Below are 16,965 nucleotides of genomic sequence, written 5' to 3' on the forward strand. Positions count from 1 at the left end.
TAAATACAAGTCCGAATTACAAACTTATACCGACACTTGGCTAAGTGAATTGATCCAAGCTGACAATCTGCGCATCGCTTCTTCAACCGTAGCGCGTGGACACGCAACGTTCATTCGCATAAATCCAGTGCCTTCCGTACCGAAGAAAATACCATCGTTAAGGGCAATCTTCGCTTCGTTCAGTAGAGCACTGCTCAGCTCTTCTTGCGTAATGTTCAGTTTGCTGAAATCAAGCCATAACAGATACGTTGCGTCTGGCAAATATACCCCAAGTTGAGGGATATGCTCTGCTGCATATTGCTGTACATATTCCATATTTCCGCGGACATACGCGAGGCATTCATCCAACCAGTCTGCGCCACCTCTGTATGCTGCTTCGGCAGCAGTTGCGCCTAACGTACTGATGTTGGACAGTCCCATAATTTTGACACCCTGCATAAATGATTCTCTCAGCTTGGCATTTGGAATAATAATATTGGATGTGCAGAGCCCCGGAATATTGAAGGTTTTGCTTGGTGCCGTGCAAATGATGCTTTGCTGAGCAATCGCGTCCGAAATCATAGACAATGGTGTGTGAGCACCTGGCTGATGTATCAGATCGGCATGGATCTCATCGGAAACGATCAGTACATCATATCTAACACATAGAGCAGCGAGCTTTTCCAACTCATGGCGACTCCATACCGTTCCTAATGGATTATGAGGGCTACATAAAATTAGCATTTTGACCCGACCTGTCTGGAAGCAAGATTCGAGATGTTCTAGATCCATCGTATAGTGACCATTCGTTCCTTTGAGTGGATTAGTCATGAGCTCTCGGCCTTGTCCACGTACGACTTCATAGAAAGGAGCATATACCGGCGTTTGAATAACGACTGCATCACCTGGTGCGGTGAATCGCTGTACCGCAATACTTAACGCTGGCACGATGCCGGGGGTGAACACAATCCATTCCTTCTGGATGCTCCAGTTATGTCTGTGCTCCATCCATCCGATCACGGCCTCATGATATGAATCCGTACGTACCGTATAACCGAAGACGCCGTGTTCCACACGGGATTGCAGCGCCTGAATTACCGATGGCGGGGCAGTAAAATCCATATCGGCTACCCACATCGGCAGTGCCTCCGTAACACCGAAAACCTCCTCTAGTGCGTCCCACTTTTCCGACCCTGTGTCCAGGCGATGAATTGATTCATCAAAGCTATATTTTTTCATTACATGTTCCCCCTTTAAGTTCCGTTCAGTTCGACCACATTCGACAGACTATTATCTAATAGAATTAGTATTTCTGCAACTTGAACCCATACTTCTGTTAGTGGGTAAACATAGTAGGACATTAGCGTTACTCCGCGCAAGAAAGACACACAGTGTAATTAGTATGACCATGGGTATAGTTGCTAATTCGGGACTTTTATCATGGTACATGTTTGTCTATTGAGGGGAGTATATATTGTTAGAAAAGACTATTTTAGTACTCCCGGAGACCTGTTTTAATGATAATTGGGTTCAAAAGCTGTCATCAGATGGTATTATGATTCCATTCTTTGGTTTAACAACGTATTGGCATCAACCAACGCTATGTAATTGGTAATGGCATCAATATAATCATTGAGGAGGTTTCACAGGATGAAAAGTAAAAAATGGATCGTTACAGCAGGGGTACTTGGTATGGTACTCACTGGTTCAGCGGGAGTGTATGCAGGTACTCAATTAGAAACGATCAAAGCATACCTGAACCATGGCTTGGCCATTGAGGTAAATGGGCAGAAGTTTACACCGACAGGAGAGCAGGGAAAGAAGCTGGCTCCAATTACTTATCAAGGCAGTACATACCTACCGGTACGCTCTATAGCAGAGGCATTGAACACAGAAGTTAAGTATGATTCACAGAACAACAAAGTAAGTATTGGTTCAACTAGTTCATCTGGTGCGCCAACAACAGGAAACAGTGGAACAACAGCTCCGTCAACAGGGACAAATACACAGGCTCAAGGTGTGAAATCCAAATATCTGCCGGCTGATTTCCCATTGCCTAAAGATGCGAAGACCATCTCCCTTGTGGAGAACGTGATGGATGGTAAGAAGAAGGTCAGTCTGACCTATAGCACAAAAGAGACACTAACTGTCCTTGGAGCATCATATCGGGACTACTATCAGAACCAAAATCTTACGCAGAACGTCCAAGACTTAGGTGCTGATGACTTCAGTATCGTGGGACGTGCGGATGGAAAATTTGCTGTATCGATCTCAGGATCACCCTCCAACATTAACGAGGGGGATAACGAGGTAACGGTAGTGTGGGGAGAAGAGTAGAGGAAGTAGAGAATCGTTCGAAGCAGTCTAGACAGATGAGGTGTGTCGGAGGAACATTAGAGTAGGCTTAGACTTTAGCTTGGATTAAGTTAAGGTGACGTTTGAAACGGAGCAACTAAAGTATATTCCATAAACGAGCCTTCCTCCCAACATCGAAAAACCACGTGGAGGTCATCACACAGATGACTTCACGTGGTTTTTTGGTGAGGGTATTTTTTACAGGTAGCATCACTCGTTGCTCGGTTCCGAACTTACGATTTAGAGGTGCTCGTTAAACCAACCCGCAATATGCTCAAGCCGGCGGACTCTCAGATGTGGATGTCCTCCTCTGGACAATTCATGATTAGCACCCGGGAAACGAACGAGACGTGTCGTCTGTCGACGTCGCTTCAAGGCAATATATAATTGTTCAGCTTGTTCTATCGGGCATCGTAAATCCTGCTCTCCATGCAGAATCAGCAGTGGAGTTGTTACATTGCCTACATAGGCTAGTGGAGAGTGCTTCCATAATTTCTCTGTATCATCCCAAGCATTTCCGCCAATCTGATCCTCTGTGAAGAAATATCCGATGTCGCTGACGCCGTAGAAAGAGAGCCAGTTGGATATGGAGCGTTGTGTGACGGCTGCCTTGAATCGGTCGGTATGCCCAACAATCCAGTTGGTCATGAAGCCACCATAACTGCCACCGGTAACACCTAGGCGAGTCTCGTCGATAAAGTCATATTGCCCAAGGGCATAATCGACAGCTTCCATCAGATCGCGGTAATCACCGCCACCATAATCTCCGCGGCAGGCATTCACGAACTGTTGCCCGTATCCCAGACCACCACGTGGGTTAAGATACAATACGGCATACCCTTGTGCGGCAAGGATCTGGAATTCATGCATAAAGGTAAAGCCGTACATCATATGTGGTCCACCATGGATTTCAAGAATCGTTGGGATTTTGACCCCATCGACCACTCCCTGTGGTTTAATAATCCATCCTTGTAGCCGAAGTCCATCCGAGGAGTCAAACCAGAATGTCTCTGGCGAACTGAGTTGGATCTGCTCGGTCAACTGTGGGTTGCTATGTGTCAGTTGAATAGGCTGGGCTTCAATGTCATCTGGTTCAGGATAGAGAAAGAGATCTCCCGGATTCAACACATCAGCCACGGCTGCAACAATCTGTCCATCTGCAAGTTCAGCAAATTGATAGAATTCTTTTTCGGCCGGTAAAATATAGCGTGACTCGCCGCCGTCTCTTGCAAATTTGGCAATGCGAACACTACCTTCGATTGTTACTAGGCAAAGGATTGACGAACCATCACGGCTAAATACAGGTCCCGTAGGAGTTAAATGGGAGCGCATATCTCCAACGAGACTATGGCTACACTGCACATCCCAATCTGAATTAAGACACTTTAGCTCACCGCCCACGTGGGGGAGTGAATATAATTTGATAAGCGTAGCATTGTGATAGGAACGGTCACTGGCGAGTAGAGCAATAGATTGTCCATCCGGTGCATACGTAAGGCGGTAGAATGAATATCCTTCCGGCGTAAGCTGCTCGATGGCTGTTCCGTCAGGCTTCGCACGATATACATGGTTGGTTAGACTGTAATCGTTATGATCTTCGCCTTCTTCTGGCATCTGGGTAATCCAAGCGATGTTTGTTCCATCTGGTGACCATGCATACTCTCCAACATCGTAGTGGCCTGAGGTTACTTGCGTAGCCTCTCCGCCTTCAAGCGGGATATAGAATAGATGACTGCGTCTGCCGTTCCATAATCCACCTTGATCTGACTTCATCCGAATACGATCCACAATATGCTCTTGCAGTAATTTGTTTTCTGAGGAATCCTCCTCAGTCTTATCATCCTTCGCTGGCTCATCTACAGCGGATTTAACGAGCAAGGCTTGTCCGTCTGGTGACCAGAGCATTGAGCTAACCCCATGCTTGAGATGACTTGCCATTCTAGCCTCTCCACCGTCGGATGCAATGAGCCAAACTTGGGTTTTTCCATCCTTTTCCCGTAAAAAGGCAAGCTGTGATCCATCCGGCGACCAAGCAGGAGAGTGATCCTTCTCCCCTGAAGTAAAGGGACGATCTTGGTGGCTCACGAGATCCAAAAGTCTCAGGTGGGATGCATAACCATCTCGGCTGTCATTCGTATTTCGACTCACATACACCAGTTGTCTGCCTTGAGGAGATGGTGTTGGATCGTTGACCCATGTGATCTGGAACAGGTCTTCCGAAGTAATGCCACGTAAACTATTCATTCTATGTCCTCCCACCCTAATTTGAATGTATTTTCCTAACCTTTCCATTTATATTAACGGAAACAGTAGAGCAGGACAATGTCCATAAGCCATTGAAGTTCACTTTTTTCCTATTATTCGACGGTATAAAGGAATTGTCTGAATTGTGACGAATTCTACTGTTGAATAGTCACGAAATTGACAAATAAAGTCCTGTTTTTCCGTTTAGACAGACATGAATACGTTTAATTAACAATGCTATTTATGCCACTTAATATAAATAATTTAATATGAGACCAACTATTTTTTTGTCGCAATGAAGGGGGAAGGCCACATTGTCCACATCCTATGAACAACAACACGTAGAATACCCTAGTCGTAAACGCCTAGCATGGCTTACAGCTGGGTCAGCAATATTCATTGCAGCGGGTTTATTCTTAATTCTTGATGATTCTAAGGATTCTGGTGCTTCTACGATTTCATGTGTGGTTGGTATCGTTTCTATTTTGTTTTTTGGCTGTTGTCTCTGCTACATTCTGATGAAAATGATTAAGAAAGAGCCTTCATTTGTGGTGGATGAGAAGGGCTTTGTTGATTCTTCCTCTTATACTTCAGGCGGATCCATTGCTTGGGTAGATGTAGAAAATATTTTTATGTATGAGCTTATGGGACAACCGATGATCGGTGTTAAGCTTCGGGATGAGAAGGCCTTTCTAGATCGCCAGATGGGTATCAAACGCAAACTAATGACCGTGAATACAAATATGGTGGATGCCACGATAAGCATAGCTCAGAGTAGTCTCACATTACCGTTAGATCAATTATATGTGATGATGGTGGGACGCTGGAAACGGGCCAATTCGTCCGTTGCTAACCAACGACCGCCTGAACAAGTATAAATAACATCCACAATGAAATCTGATGGGAGGTAATACGAATGACTCAGGATCAGATCGCTCGTACAGTTCAACTGCCAGATGGAACAACCTTGCCCGCAATTGGTCAAGGCACATGGTATATGGGTGAAAAGGATTCGAGCCGGACGAAGGAAGTTAGAGCCTTGCGAGATGGAATTGAACTTGGCATGACCCTTATTGATACCGCAGAGATGTATGCAGAAGGCGGGGCAGAAGAGGTGACGGGTGAAGCAATCGAAGGTTGTCGTGATGATGTATTCCTGGTGTCGAAAGTGTATCCACATCATGCAGACCGGCAGCAGATGATTACAGCTTGCGAGAACAGCCTCCAGCGTCTAGGTACAGATCGGATAGATCTTTATTTGCTGCATTGGAGAGGAAGGGTTCCACTTGAAGAGACCGTCGAAGCTATGGAGCAACTGAAGCAAGCTGGCAAGATTCTGCGCTGGGGTGTATCTAATCTGGATACAGACGATATGCAGGAATTATGGAACCTACCGGGCGGTAAGCATTGTGCCGTGAATCAAGTGCTGTACCATGCTGCATCACGAGGTATTGAATATGATCTATTGCCTTGGTTACGAGAACGGCATGTTCCTGTGATGGCGTATTGTCCTCTCGCACAAGGGGGCAGACTGCGTAAAGAATTACTTGAACATCCAGTCATCCAAGAGATTGCAGAAGCACGAAATGTGACAACTTCCCAGATTGCATTATCTTGGGTTATCCGTGAAGGGGATGTTATTGCGATACCCAAAGCAGTCCAGCTAGAGCATGTGGCGGATAATGCCGCTGCGATGCATCTTGTTTTGACCCCAGAGGAAGAGGCGCGGCTGAATGAGGTGTTCCCTGCACCGCAACGGAAGGTCCCTTTGGACATAGTATAAATTTAATTTTTGGTTTGTTAGCCCGAGTTTGAGATAGCTGTCATTATGCGCCGGGTATAGCTAGACATATGAAGAATTAGCTAAGAATAGCCTAGTTACAGGAAGAGCCGATCGTATAGATCTGCTCTTTTTTGTTTTTCCCCTAATCATTACGACTTAAAATATAGGCTTTACAACACTGGATCACTAGTGTACTATGTAACTAACACACCGATACAGAGAGGAGCGAGAGCTTTGTGAGCATGGAATTTGATAATAACTTACCAATCTATATACAGATCATGCAGTACATCAAGAAGCAGATTGTGACCGGTACACTCCAAGCTGGAGATAAGATTCCTTCGGTACGGGAACTAGCGGCTGAATTACAGATCAATCCCAATACGGTACAACGTACGTTCCAAGAGCTGGAACGAGAAGAAGTGGTGGAAACGAGACGTGGGCTTGGAAGATATGTGACAAGTGAGGAGTCGAAGATTATGACGATCAAAAAAGAAATGGCTGGAGAATTACTGGAGCGCTTCCTGACAGGTATGCAAGAACTCGGTATTGAGGAGCAGGACATTGTCTCAATTGTGGCAGATGCCGTTGCCGAAGGACAATCGCAACAGAATAATCCGGCTGGGAAGGGAGGAACGCAGCATGAATAACATATTAGAGTTGAACCAGGTCAGTAAGTTTTATGGCAAAAAGAAGGCTTTGCAAGATGTTACACTTGAGATTGCACCAGGTCGAATTGTTGGATTGCTCGGCAGCAACGGTAGTGGCAAGAGCACCTTGATGAAGTTGGTTGCAGGATTGTTGTATCCTAGCAATGGTTCCATTCAGGTCGCAGGAAAGCCAGTTGGACTGGAGACGAAGTCACTTGTATCTTTTATGCCAGATAAGCCATTAACGGAGAGCTGGATGAAGGTGCGTGATGCGATTGCTTATTACCGTGATTTCTACACTGATTTTGATCAAGAAAAGGCGCGGGAAATGCTTGATTTTATGAAGCTCGCAGAGGGGGAGCGTGTTAAACATCTCTCAAAAGGCATGAACGAAAGACTACAGCTAACACTGGCTCTGTCACGTAAGGCTCGTCTATATCTACTAGATGAACCGATTGGGGGAGTTGATCCTGTCGCTCGCGGCAAAATTTTGGATGCCATCGTGAAATTCTATGATGAAGACAGCAGCCTTATTATTTCAACGCACCTATTAAACGATATTGAACGGATCTTTGACGAAGTCATCTTTATTCGAGAAGGCCAAATGGTACTGCGGGAAGAAGTTGAAACGCTGCGTCTGCAAAATGGAAAAAGTGTGGATGAGATGTTCAAGGAGGTCTATGCCGAATGATGACATTACTGAAATATGACTTTAAAAGGAACTGGAATACCTTATTAGCTAGTCTAGTGACTCTGATTATTCTGCAGATTGCAGTAGCGCCATTTTTACCGTACGGTGGAGAAGTCATTCTCGCGATTGTCTCATATACAGCGGTAGGTATAGCAACCTTTGTCAAAATGATCAAAACGTATTGGGCTAACATTCGTGCCTATAATCGTCGTCTCGTTCCTGTTTCGGGGTTGTCCCATGTGTTATCCCCACTGCTCTTTGGGGCGATCTGTGGGTTGGTGTTGGCGTTGATTGGTACGATTCACCTTTTGATCTATGATTCGTTAAACTCAACAATTGATATCATGTACTTTATCAACATGAGTGGAATGGACTTTTCAAGTATTGTGGCCGTTATTCTACTCGGTCTTTGGGTGATCTTGTTTATGTCAGTCATCATTTTTCTCTGCATCTCGATTGCAGGCAGCTTCCGCTGGATATCGGGACCATGGATTGGGCTTGTTGCTTATTTCATCATTACCTCAGTCCTTAGCTGGGTTGAGAATGTTATTTTTCAAGGTGTAGTTAGCCCACTGCAAATATTTAACTTAACGGAGGAAAGCACTGGAATAACGTTCACCTCTAATGGACCTGTATGGGGTAATACGATGTGGGGAAGTACGATTTTTGAAGTGATTGTAGCTATTGGATGTGTGGCCTTAACGGTGTATCTGAATAATAAAAAAGTTGAAGTATAGTCATAAGTAACATGTGATATGTAATAGATAATGTTCTGTCGTTGCTCCTAGAGCAGACAGAACATTTTTAATTTGAAGCCGCCTCTGCCTCTTTTATAAATTGTCCTTCGTAATCAGAAGAGGACTTTTTGAACAACGCCTATAACGTAAATCGATTAATTACGTTATATTGGGAGATAAGGTATAGGCTTGCAAGAAGGAGGGATTTCTATGGAACTGTACTTCAGAGATAATTTTTTCAATGCTGGTTATACGGAGATTGTGAGTCATGACCAAGAACAGGTAGGGCATTTAGATCTAAAAAGTGCCTTTGGATCATCGATCGATGTATTTGCCCCGTCAGGCTTAATCTGCAGCGGCAAGTTCCGGATGTTAACGAACCGATGGGATGTAACTTCTGCGGATGGGAATCATTGGGGTGTACTCAGGGCAAGACTTAGCTTCTTCAGTAAAAAGTATGAATATGATGCTGGGCCTCGTGGTGTATATGAAGTGTCCGCACCGGCTTTTTCACAGGAGTATGATATCACCGGTATGGGTGGCAGAACAGTGGCCAACTTCAGACGAACAAGCGGGTGGTTCAGCTCAGGCGCCTTTGTGCTTCACAATGAGTCAGAACAGCTCGATTCGTATGAGCTGATCGCTGTGGTGATGGGTGTACATGCGATTAATAAGCGACGGAATTCGGCTGCGAGTAGTACGTAGGAAAATAAAGCTGGTATCGCATGATGTCTATTGAATAATGCGTAACACCAACTATCCAAAACTAAACATCGCATATCATGTTTCACCTATAAGCGCATGGGCGATGTATCGTACAACAAGCCTGGACGAAGTGTCCAGGCTTGTTGTTGCAGGGACGTATATATCAAGCGTTCAATCACAAAATTAGAGCATTTTCCTTATGGATTATAGCTTACGTAGGCTTCTAAAGTGAGCTTTTTGTGCTGAGAATGTCATATCATTACCTCGACTTAAGAAATGCCTGTAGTATTCCCTTCATCATACTGGGTGCGCTGAGAATCTGATTCACCCTCGGCATCAGATTCCGCATAACGCGCTAGCACCTTAGAGGCCGTCTCCGCCATACGCTTGCGGAGCGATGCATTGTCGGTGATCCGAACTCTTTTCCCCAGAAAGCGCATCTTGGATAGAACATAATCCATTTCTCCCCGTGGAATCGTGAGTATAATCCGATAGGTTTGTTCGCCTTCATCATAGTCGACCTGCTTCTCGAAGCAGGAGAATGCGTACAAGATCCGCGACAGCTCCTGATTATATTCAGGCAACACTTCAATGGTCACAGTTGTCTTTCGGTGTTCAGTTAATGTGGTAATCTTTTGTGCGTACTTGGAAGCGAGAGCTGCTTCAATGGGTTCGGCTTCTACGGCAATGATACTGTGAAGCTTGGTTGCCATGAGCTTATGAAAGCGCGGGGCATACCAGAGTACATACCATTCTTTTTTGACCATAGAGTATTCCAGCTTATACGGAAACCCAAATTGGTCATTGCTGATTCGTCCATTGCGGACACGTCCAGTTAAGCGAAACCCCTGATGATGTAATATCATCTGCCTTAAGGTTTGGAGAAGTGGATGGGAGACGCTATTCTCTACACTTTTGGCTTTTTCCGTCAGGTCGTCCTGAAGGTTCAGCTCCTGCTCTGGTTCCAACATCTCCTGCAGTTTCTTGAGGGTCGATGGACGTAACGCCTCGAACGCTGCCGGATGCTTCAACATCAACCGCAGCCAAGCGCGCTCTTGCGATGTCCAGGTGAATAGCCCCGTTTCATTCAGTCTCGTCATGATCTGGTAGTTGAACATCTTCTCGAACAGGTTCATAGTACTGAGCAATCTCCTTCCATTCCTTAATCATCTCTTGGCGTAGCCTGCGGGGAGCAAGCACTTCACAGCTAGAGCCAAAACTCCGCAGCCATGGTTTGATCTCAGTTGTACCGTTCACACGAATCTCATAGAGGAAAGTATCATTACTTTCAGGCGTGATCGTACCCCATTGCCCTTGTAGCTTCACACGATCCAATATGAAGTTGCGCTGACCATCGGCGGGGTGGAAGAATCGTGCTTGCACAGTAACAGTATTTCCGGTATCCACCAGCCAGCTGTAACGGCTAAGATTCGCCCATTGTTTTTTCAATTGATCCATGTATGATTCATTCGCCGCGTCTTGCTCTTCGATCTGGGTAATGCCCTCCATTCGAAATTTCACAAAACCACGACGTCCTTGATATCCGACAACATACCAACGTCCATATTGATGGTCATAGACGACCTCCAGGGGAAGGATGCGGTTCAGACGTCCCTCAGCTTCCCGTTCAAATAATGGATTCGTATTCTGCGAGCTGTAGCTGGATGGCTTCTTAGGGGAGTAATAGATAAACTGAACCCATTTCCGCTGCCGAATTGCACCAAGCAATGGGTATAAATGCGCTTCGTCCAAGATACGTGAGTAGTAATGGTATTTATAGATGAAAGGCTCGGTAGCTTCTTCTTGCGGATAACTTAGGGCAATCGCCTTTTTGAGACTATCCCGCAGTAAATATCCTTGAACAGAAGGAACTTGAGTGTTCGCCATAATATCTACAAAATCATATAGTTCCAGTTGTTCCTCAGCCGTGAGCTCAGTCAGGACATCCTGTTGCAGAAGATATCGGTAGGGCCTGCCGCCAGGTTCCTTACGGATAACGCCAACCTCCTCCAGATATTTGAGATCCGAACGAATCGTTTTCTCATCAGGCAATGCCATATCCTCAGGCAGGTCTTCACAGCAGGCATCCAGCAGTTCCATAGCGGTAAGGGGTGTTTGCTGAAGCGCATGTAAAAGAAGGACAAGCCGCTTAACCTCCGTCTCTTTCATCGACTTGGCGCGAAATAGGAAGAGCAGCATAGGCTCTGCCGACTCACCATATTGGAAGCGAGCCAGGTCATTCATTTCTTTGCCGGGCTCTGAAACTGTGCGTTGTTCTGAGACAGTCTGCATAATCTCTCTTAATCGCCGTGTCGTCTTATCGAAGGTATGTATGGAAATGCCAAGCCGCTCGGCATATTGTTTACGATTATATGCACCACTTGTTAGGGATAACATACGAAGAAACTGAATTTCTTTGTCAAAGCTCTCTTTTGCCATGATACTCACTCCTTGTTGGCCTACTTCTTATTGTAACAGGAACATAGGCAGCTTTCATTTTAGATGTGTCTGTCGCCATACTTTCACCATGTTCCTGACGTCCAGAAAGAGGCATAATCAAACCATAGGTTTGACCAGACAATGACACGATAGCAGATAGGATAACAAACCCGTGGTGAATCGGGAGCTATACATCGTATCAGCTATACAGCGTATTCGCCAAAGGAGGGAAAAGGCAATGAACGTAATTAGTGAAGAAATGCGATCTATGATTCATCAGCAATTGGGGCAGATTGAGCGGGAAGAGCAGGTTCAGATCCTTTATGCTTGCGAGTCAGGCAGTCGTGCCTGGGGTTTCCCCTCACAGGATAGTGATTATGATGTGCGCTTTATCTATGTAAGACCGCTGGAATGGTATCTCTCCATTGAAGAGGGACGAGATGTGATTGAACGTCCAATCAATGATCAGCTTGATATTAACGGCTGGGATTTGCGTAAGGCGCTGAAGTTATTCCGTAAATCGAATCCCCCGCTCCTGGAGTGGCTGCAATCACCGATCCAGTACTTGGAGAAGTCGAGTATAGCAGGACAGATTCGTGCACAGTCGCCACTAACGTTCTCGCCTAAATCTTGTATGTATCACTATCTGAACATGGCAAAAGGAAATTTCCGGGATTACTTGCAGGGGCATCAGGTGAAGATTAAGAAGTATTTCTATGTCCTGCGTCCGCTGCTTGCCTGTGGCTGGATTGAACGATGTGGGACAATGCCGCCAATGGAATTTGAACGATTAGTTGAAGAGCTAATTCCTGCGTCAGATCCTTTATCTATAGAGATCCATGAACTGCTGCGCCGTAAAAAGGCAGGAGATGAGCTTGATATGGAGCCTCAGTTGCCTGCAATTCAAGCATTTTTGACAGAACAGATCGAGCACTACGAACAGACAGCCTCGCAGATGGCAAGAGAGGATGCCGTCCAGATTCAGGAACTAGATCGTATCTTCCGTTTGGCACTGCAAGAAGTATGGTGAATAGATTAGAGAGCCAGAAAACCGACTTTATGTAGAACCTCTTTATGAACACACACTTATAGAACGGATTAGTGAAGGAGGAAGCAACCATGCACCTTATTATACAAGCAAGTGGGGCAGACGCTGCGGTGGTGTCTCATTTGCTCGCGAAGAACCCGGGCAATATATACGATCGGACAGACAAAGGCGTACGCGTCAGAATGGTCTATACCCGCGCAACGTCGAGTGAGACAGAAGTGTTAATTCATGCAGAGCCAGATCCTGTAGATCTGGTGAGAGGTACCCCTGACGGTTATGATATCACGCAATATATCAATGATCGGGAATTCGTGACAAGCAGTTTATTCTGCTCCTACATACGTTCAGCACTTGGCACAGCCTTGAATGGTAAACCGAAGGAAGAGTATGCGAAATGGGTGGATCATCCTTTTGACCTGCAATTATCTTTTGGGCCGGTCGCTTCGGACTTACCTGATCGCGTGGTGGAAGAGTTATTTTCCCACTTAGGGTACGCTGTTACTTTGGAGCGAGAAGAGCTATCCTACTCCTTCGATCTGAAGAAGAAAAGCAGTGTAAGACGCATCATTCTTCGTGGTCAGGAGACCGTGCAAAATGCACTGCGCCAGTTATTTCTATTGATTCCGGTATTGGATAACTATAAGCACTATTTCATCAGCGAGGATGAGATTGATAAAATTAAACGTTACGGTGCCGGGTGGCTGGAGATCCATCCGCACAAGGAGCTTATCGTTAGACGTACCTTACGATTCGCCGAACTTATCAGGAAATATGAGTCGAAGGAAGGCACATTGTCTATACCAGACAACAAGCTGCTCAGCGCAGAAGAAGTGGAAGAGGGTAGAGATTCATTAGCTGAGGCATCCATAGATCGATCAACTGAAGTGCCAAAAGTTGTACAAACCAGTGTACAAACAGATGTGATAACAGATGACCCACCCGTAAGACTAAATGAGTTACGATACCGTGCGATTACAGAGGTGGTTGCTCGTTTGCCGCACAGAAAGAGAATCGTCGACATGGGCGCTGGAGAAGGGAAACTATCGGCAAGGCTGGCTACCATTGCAGGCGTAGAGTCAATTTTGGCAGTAGAGCCCTCTGGTCAATCACGTCTACGTGCGATGGAACGATTTGCGAAGCTGGAGGGTCGTCATGGTGTCGTTGCGATGCCGGAGCCGATCATCGGATCACTCTTTTATTTTGATGAACAGCTGCAGCATCAGGATGTCATGATTCTGTGCGAAGTCATTGAGCATATTGAGGCGTACCGCCTAGATGGAATTATGAGTACACTGCTTCAGGAATATCAGCCAGAAGTTTTGATCGTGACCACACCGAACAAGGAATACAATGAGGTCTATGCGATGGAGCAGGAGAGCTTCCGTCACCACGATCATCGTTTCGAGTGGACACGCACTGAACTGGCTGAACGATGTGCGGAATGGTCGGCAGATACGAATTACACCTATACGATCCAAGGCATTGGTGAACATGTAGAGGGTTACGGACAGCCGACACAGATGATTATTTTTGAGCGCAGAGAGGAGGGTCAACAATGAAAGCGGATAAGAAGCAGGTAACATCAAGAGCGGGGGAAGAATCTAATCAGCAGCTTCACGAAACATCTCGCACAGATCGAAAAAAGAGGGAGATCAAGCTGCCGCATGCGGGAATTGTGGTACTCGTCGGGCCGTCCAACAGTGGCAAAACGACATTGCTGGATCGTTTAGCGAGTGAAGGCGTCATAAGGCGGACAGAAGCGGTCTCGTCAGATCAGTTCCGAATGCTAGTGGGCGATGAAGAATATATGGAGTGGAAGAACCGTCCACGTAGCGAGGCGGATGTGTTATATGCCGAATATCAACAGGTATCCGCGAAGGCGTTTGAGGCGATGGAAGCTATCGTAAGTACGCGTTGCCGTCTGAACAAGCTGACGTGGATTGATGCGACGCATCTATATCCGGAAGACCGAGAGCGCCTTGTTCATCTGGCAAGAAAAGCACATGTGCCTGTGATCGCCATCGTACTTGATATTCCGGAGAAGGATCTGTTGGAACGGGACAGCCAGCGGGAGTATCCGCGTGGACGGCAACGGGTGAAGCAGCAGGTACAGCAATTTAAGCGCTCATTACGCTCTATTCGTGAAGAAGGATTCGATGCAAATTATATCCTGAAACAGCCGGATGAGATCACGTTTGTTCGGGCAACGAACCCACTTCTGCTGGATATGGGATCAGGAGTGGACATCATCGGAGATATTCACGGCTGCTATGAAGAGATGATGGAATTAATCATCAAGTTGGGATATGTGAAAGGTGAGACCGGGCTGTACCAGCACCCAGACGGACGTAAGCTGGTTTCGGTTGGGGATGTATCGAGTCGCGGGCCTGAATCTCTCAAGTGTTTGTTATTCTGGCAACAGCATTGCGCGGCAGGGCTTGCTTATATGATTGATAGCAATCATGGTTGGAAAATTGCACGTTATCTGGATGGCCGCGATGTCACGCTTAGTCATGGAGATGAGCTTGTTGAGGCAGAGCTGATTCAACTGGAACAGGCTCAAGGTACAGATCTGGCACAGCGAGTGCGAGCAGAATTGCGAGACTTTTTGCTTGAAGCTCCGTCACATCTGGTGTTTACCCAGAACGGAGTGCGGCAGGTGGTCGTTGCCCATGCAGGGATAAGGGATCATTTTATAGGGAAACAATCCAAGCGCATTCAGGATTATTGCCGATATGGTGATGTAGAAGGGACAGATGTGGAAGGTCGTCCTATCCGCAAAGATTGGTATGTAGACCATACTTCTGGTGAGTGCATCGTCTGGGGGCATGACCCTCGCCCATATCCTACGATTGTGAACGACACCGTCAACATTGACCAAGGTGTGGTATTTGGAGGTATGCTAACAGCTTGGCGAATGCCTGAGCGGGAAGCGGTTAGTGTGTCTGCCCGGAAGGATTATGCCGAGGATCGCAACAGCCCATTAGTACGTTGGGAAAGAAAACGTTTGTCGCCGCCGAATTTGCGTAAATTCAAGGAAGGGTTCACCGTACAAACGAATTCGCGGATGGATGTAACGATACATGGCGAGGTTGCCCAAACGGCGATTGATACCTTCTCTCATTTTACCGTACCTCTTGAAGAGCTAGTATACATTCCGCCAACGATGAGTCCACCGCCGGTAGCTTCTTCAGTAGAAGGTTATCTGGAGCATCCGCAGGATGCGTTCCAGTATTATCGCTCACAAGGCGTTACCCGTATGGTTGCTGAGAAAAAACATATGGGAAGCCGCGCCATATTGCTGATTTTCCGTGATGAGCAGGTAGCGCGGCAGCGAGTAGGTCGACCGATGCTTGGGAACATCGTGACTCGTACAGGCAGATCCTTTTTTGATCCAGCAACAGAGCAATTGGTATTGTCCAGACTACATGCGGACTTGAGCGCAGATGGTTATTTTGAGCGGCATCAAACCGAATTTGTATTACTTGACGCCGAGATTGTGCCATGGAATCTAAAGGCAAGGGAGCTAATCGCTTCACAGTATGCGCATGTGTCTGAATCGTCTCTTATGGATCGTAATATTTTGCTGGATAAACTTCGTGAAGCGGAGCAAGCGGGTCGTGATGTAACCGAATGGTTACAGGAGACTGAGCTCAAGCTTGCAAATGCCCAGACATTTCGCGATGTATTCCAGTACTATTGCTGGGATGTAAATGATATTGGTGACATTCGGATTGCCCCGTTCCATACGTTGGCACACAGCACGGGTACATTCTGGGAGCAGACGCATGAATGGCATATGGAGCAGAATCGTGAGTTTGCCCGAATCTCCCCATTGATGATGGAAACAGAATACCGTATCATCGCTGACGAGAAAGATGAGGCAGACATTATTCGCTGGTGGGATGAAATGACCGCAGAGGGTCACGAAGGGATCGTTATCAAACCGGAGACGTTCCGTACCTGGAACGGAAACAAAATGATTCAGCCTGCCATCAAAGTTAGAGGACGCGCATATTTGCACATCATCTATGGTATGGATTACCTTGCGCCTGAGAATTTATCACGTCTTCGGAAACGCAAAACGTCCAAAAAAGAAAGACATGCCCTCATGGAGAGTGCTTTGGGAATGGAGGGGATCGAGCGCTTCGTACGTGGCGAATCGGTGGAGCGGATTCATGAATGTGTGCTCGCCACATTATCCCTCGAATCGGATCGAATTGATCCACGATTATAGAACTAGATTATTGAGTACGTGATTATAGAGTGCAGTTGTAGAGAGTAGATGAATCGGATAGCCTCATACACTAGGTTGAGTATCTGGGATTATTCGT

Annotated in this window: 14 protein-coding genes; 10 read left to right on the forward strand and 4 right to left on the reverse strand. The window is 46.3% G+C overall.

Annotation, left to right across the window (positions count from 1 at the left end; translation table 11 throughout):
* Positions 1–24 precede the first annotated feature (24 nt).
* Positions 25–1,218, reverse strand: a complete 1,194-nt coding sequence (locus tag M3636_RS19100; protein ID WP_251383625.1) for a MalY/PatB family protein — start codon at positions 1,216–1,218, stop codon at positions 25–27.
* Between the two features lie 411 nt (positions 1,219–1,629).
* Here M3636_RS19100 and M3636_RS19105 point away from each other — a divergent pair, with 411 nt between their 5' ends.
* Entirely contained in the window at positions 1,630–2,316 is a 687-nt protein-coding gene (locus M3636_RS19105) for a stalk domain-containing protein (protein WP_251383626.1), read from the forward strand.
* A 258-nt stretch (positions 2,317–2,574) separates the two neighbouring features.
* Here the strand turns inward: M3636_RS19105 and M3636_RS19110 are convergent, their stop codons facing one another.
* A complete protein-coding gene (locus M3636_RS19110; RefSeq protein ID WP_251383627.1) occupies positions 2,575–4,578 on the reverse strand; it encodes a S9 family peptidase in 2,004 nt (667 codons plus the stop codon).
* Between the two features lie 314 nt (positions 4,579–4,892).
* Here M3636_RS19110 and M3636_RS19115 point away from each other — a divergent pair, with 314 nt between their 5' ends.
* The 6 genes from M3636_RS19115 (at position 4,893) to M3636_RS19140 (ending at position 9,144) form a co-directional block, all read left to right on the forward strand.
* Positions 4,893–5,456 (forward strand): STM3941 family protein, encoded by a 564-nt coding sequence (locus tag M3636_RS19115; RefSeq protein ID WP_251383628.1) that lies wholly within the window; start codon positions 4,893–4,895, stop codon positions 5,454–5,456.
* 38 nt (positions 5,457–5,494) lie between these two features.
* Positions 5,495–6,361, forward strand: a complete 867-nt coding sequence (locus tag M3636_RS19120) for an aldo/keto reductase (RefSeq protein WP_251383629.1) — start codon at positions 5,495–5,497, stop codon at positions 6,359–6,361.
* Between the two features lie 236 nt (positions 6,362–6,597).
* Entirely contained in the window at positions 6,598–7,011 is a 414-nt protein-coding gene (locus M3636_RS19125; RefSeq protein ID WP_251383630.1) for a GntR family transcriptional regulator, read from the forward strand.
* Positions 7,004–7,702, forward strand: a complete 699-nt coding sequence (locus M3636_RS19130) for an ABC transporter ATP-binding protein (RefSeq protein WP_251383631.1) — start codon at positions 7,004–7,006, stop codon at positions 7,700–7,702. The genes M3636_RS19125 and M3636_RS19130 overlap by 8 nt, the downstream gene beginning before the upstream one ends.
* A complete protein-coding gene (locus M3636_RS19135) occupies positions 7,699–8,439 on the forward strand; it encodes a hypothetical protein (RefSeq protein ID WP_251383632.1) in 741 nt (246 codons plus the stop codon). The genes M3636_RS19130 and M3636_RS19135 overlap by 4 nt, the downstream gene beginning before the upstream one ends.
* 210 nt (positions 8,440–8,649) lie before the next feature.
* Complete coding sequence (locus tag M3636_RS19140; RefSeq protein WP_251383633.1) at positions 8,650–9,144, forward strand: LURP-one-related/scramblase family protein; 495 nt, start codon at positions 8,650–8,652, stop codon at positions 9,142–9,144.
* 269 nt (positions 9,145–9,413) lie between these two features.
* Here the strand turns inward: M3636_RS19140 and M3636_RS19145 are convergent, their stop codons facing one another.
* Positions 9,414–10,280: a WYL domain-containing protein gene (locus M3636_RS19145; protein WP_251383634.1), complete on the reverse strand. Its 867-nt coding sequence runs from the start codon at positions 10,278–10,280 to the stop codon at positions 9,414–9,416.
* A complete protein-coding gene (locus M3636_RS19150; RefSeq protein WP_251383635.1) occupies positions 10,228–11,583 on the reverse strand; it encodes a helix-turn-helix transcriptional regulator in 1,356 nt (451 codons plus the stop codon). The genes M3636_RS19145 and M3636_RS19150 overlap by 53 nt, the downstream gene beginning before the upstream one ends.
* Positions 11,584–11,821: 238 nt before the next feature.
* On the opposite strand from M3636_RS19150, the gene M3636_RS19155 reads away from it, so the two are divergent.
* From M3636_RS19155 to M3636_RS19165, 3 genes are all read left to right on the forward strand, one after another.
* The gene (locus M3636_RS19155; protein ID WP_251383636.1) at positions 11,822–12,613 is read left to right on the forward strand and encodes a nucleotidyltransferase domain-containing protein; all 792 of its coding nucleotides are present in this window, start codon (positions 11,822–11,824) and stop codon (positions 12,611–12,613) included.
* Between the two features lie 89 nt (positions 12,614–12,702).
* On the forward strand, positions 12,703–14,190 hold the full coding sequence (locus M3636_RS19160; RefSeq protein ID WP_251383637.1) for a methyltransferase domain-containing protein: 1,488 nt from the start codon (positions 12,703–12,705) through the stop codon (positions 14,188–14,190).
* Positions 14,187–16,868 (forward strand): polynucleotide kinase-phosphatase, encoded by a 2,682-nt coding sequence (locus M3636_RS19165; protein ID WP_251383638.1) that lies wholly within the window; start codon positions 14,187–14,189, stop codon positions 16,866–16,868. Before M3636_RS19160 ends, M3636_RS19165 begins: the two co-directional genes overlap by 4 nt.
* Positions 16,869–16,965: the final 97 nt, after the last annotated feature.

The sequence above is a fragment of the Paenibacillus sp. MER 99-2 genome, from assembly GCF_023714095.1.
Classification (GTDB): domain Bacteria; phylum Bacillota; class Bacilli; order Paenibacillales; family Paenibacillaceae; genus Paenibacillus.